Source organism: Microcoleus sp. Pol8_D6, assembly GCF_036700965.1.
Classification (GTDB): Bacteria; Cyanobacteriota; Cyanobacteriia; order Cyanobacteriales; family Microcoleaceae; genus Microcoleus.
Window position 1 is genome coordinate 1 of record NZ_JAUBPW010000158.1, and the last position, 1,895, is coordinate 1,895.

Annotated in this window: 1 protein-coding gene and 1 pseudogene; one reads left to right on the forward strand and one right to left on the reverse strand. The window is 44.1% G+C overall.

The window, feature by feature from the left end; translation table 11 throughout:
* Nucleotides 1-76 precede the first annotated feature (76 nt).
* Nucleotides 77-271, forward strand: a pseudogene (locus QUA10_RS28915) (transposase); the annotation flags it as partial.
* Here QUA10_RS28915 and ltrA read toward each other — a convergent pair.
* Nucleotides 242-1,597: a group II intron reverse transcriptase/maturase gene (gene ltrA / locus QUA10_RS28920; RefSeq protein ID WP_333085958.1), complete on the reverse strand. Its 1,356-nt coding sequence runs from the start codon at nt 1,595-1,597 to the stop codon at nt 242-244. The pseudogene QUA10_RS28915 and the gene ltrA overlap by 30 nt on opposite strands.
* Nucleotides 1,598-1,895 lie beyond the last annotated feature (298 nt).

Sequence of the window (1,895 nt, forward strand, 5' to 3'; positions counted from 1 at the left end):
TTTCGGCTCCGAGTTAACAATTTTTCTTAATTTTACATCATCTTGCATTTGTCTCACATTTATTTGAAATGACTATAAGTTTCTATCCCGTAAACGAGCCATCATCGAGACAATTATCGACCAACTCAAGAATATTTCTCAAATTGAGCATTCCCGTCATCGCAGTCCCGTCAATTTCTGCATTAACGTTGTATGTGGCTTGAGTGCCTACTGTCACCAGCCTAAAAAGCCTTCTCTTCAGCTAGACTGGCTTTTGCCTCCTTCGGCTTAACCCGAACTGACGTTTGTTAGGGTGACGGCGTTTCCCCCATCGATACAGTCTGCTCCAGAGTAGGTGGTCGAGTTTATTGAACGTTTCCTTTGAGTTCCAAGGAGATTGGTAGTGACACCATCCTCTAATGATTGGATTGAGGAAACTGATTAGAGCAGCTTGACTACTGCTGTTATTCTCCTCGACGTACTTATCGAGCTTTCTGTAATGAGCTTGAAGCTTTTCGTTGGAGGGTTTTACGATAGTTTTGAAACCCAACTTTTTACCTTTCGATGTTTCACCTGAATGGTGTTTCCCTACTGGGTATTGGCGAATGGAAAATCCTAGAAAATTAAATCCAGGCTTTTCTCCACCATGTTCTTCTAGTGTATGTACTAGCCGAGTTTTTTCGGGTTTCAACTCAAGCCCCAATTCGCTTAACCATTCTGATAGAATTTGCTGACATTGTTGTACCACGGCAAGTTCTTCGCATATTACAACTAAGTCATCCGCGTAGCGTATAAGCGTAGGAGCTTTCACTTCCTTTCCAAATAACCTTTTGGTATTTCGGATTCTGTTTGCTTTATCGCTGGGAAACTGTGCCTCTATGCGTTGTTGCATACCGTGGAGCGCGATGTTCGTTAAAAGTGGTGAGATACTACCACCTTGCGGAACACCCTCCAGTGTCTCTTGAAATCCCTTCCTTTGTGCCCATCTGCTGAAGTCGATTACTCCCGCTTTGAGCCACGCTTTGATTTGACGCTCGAAGATGGGAAAGGTATTAAGTTTTTCTAACAGTTTGGTATGGTTTATTTTGTCAAAACACCGACAGATGTCTGCATCCAAAACATACTTCGGTTTTTGGGCGATGTACGTTCGGATTGCTTCAACTGCGTCATGACAAGATCTGCCAGGTCTAAAGCCGTATGATTCCGATTCAAAACGTGCTTCCCATTCTGGTTCTAACGCCAGCTTGATTAGCGTTTGTTTTGTTCTTTCCTCAATTGTTGGGATTCCGAGTCCTCGTTTTTCCGGCTTTCCGGGTTTAGGAATCCAAACCCTTCGAGTTGGTGCTGATTTCCCGTTTACTTTCAGGTTTTTTGCCAGTTCTAATCGTGCTGGAGGTTTTAAGGATTTTATCCCGTCAACTCCCGCCGTAACCCGACCTTTATTGTCCTGTGTAACCCGTCGCACGGCAATTAGTTTTGCAGACCAGGACTGAGCTAGACTCTTTTGAAGCCGCCTAACTGTTTGAACGTCTCCACGTTGTGAAGCGCGATAAATCGGCTTTTGGAGCTTGAAAACTGCAAACTCAGCTTTCCGCCAGTTCACATTTTTCCATTCCATTTGTGATGTAATCTCCGTTTTGGACATCTTCACTCGAACTAAAGCGAACGTATCTTTCACACAGCAGTGAGTCTGTCAGCATATCCTCTCCATTACAGAGGGGCGTTGGCTTCTGACCCAATCCTTCCAAAGGTGGCTTACGCTAGCTACTACTCCAGAGTTTGACCAATTCTGGAGAGCCGTTCCCCTGGTTTAATATCAATTCCGGTTGCACCGGAATGATACAGCACTTTGCTTAACGATTAGGTACAATATTAGAGGTGGTAAGAAAGAGAACAATGAAACCCTACTCCCTAGA